This window comes from Methylophaga sp. UBA1464, assembly GCF_002325665.1.
Classification (GTDB): Bacteria; Pseudomonadota; Gammaproteobacteria; order Nitrosococcales; family Methylophagaceae; genus Methylophaga.
Window position 1 is genome coordinate 25,172 of the sequence record NZ_DCSO01000006.1, and the last position, 719, is coordinate 25,890.

The 719-nt window shown below is 47.3% G+C and carries 1 pseudogene; it reads right to left on the minus strand.

Going from position 1 to position 719, the window contains the following annotated elements:
- Window positions 1-719, minus strand: a pseudogene (gene carB / locus B3O33_RS00595) (carbamoyl phosphate synthase large subunit); the annotation flags it as partial.

A 719-nucleotide genomic window follows, 5' to 3' on the forward strand; every position in this document is an offset into this window, starting at 1 on the left:
CCGCATGGTCAATCGCATCCGGAGACGTACCAATAATCGGCACACCTGCCGCTTCCAGAGCACGAGCCAGTTTTAATGGTGTTTGCCCGCCAAATTGCACAATCACACCTTTAGGTTTTTCCAGTGCAACAATTTCCAGCACATCTTCCAGCGTCAGCGATTCAAAATACAGACGATCTGATGTGTCGTAATCGGTGGAAACGGTTTCCGGATTACAGTTGACCATAATGGTTTCATAACCATCATCGCGAAGTGCAAGCGCCGCATGAACACAGCAATAGTCAAACTCAATCCCCTGACCGATACGATTTGGTCCGCCCCCCAAAATCATAATCTTGTCACGATCGCTCGGATTGGCTTCGCACTCTTCATCATAAGATGAGTACATATACGCCGTAGATGTTGAGAACTCTGCCGCACAGGTATCAACACGTTTGTAGACGGGCCGTACGCCCATCGCATGACGATGGCTGCGGAATTGTTTTTCGGTTTTATGCAGCAATTTGGCCAGTCGTGAATCCGCAAAACCTTTACGTTTCAGCGCACGCATTTCCACTTCATCGATATCGTTCAATGAACGTTCTTTAAGCTGATTTTCAATTTCCACCAGCTCCTGAATCTGAATCAGAAACCATGGATCGATATGTGTCAGTTGCTGAACTTCATCAAAGCTCATCCCATAACGGAACGCATCACCGACATACCAGAGACGATCCGAA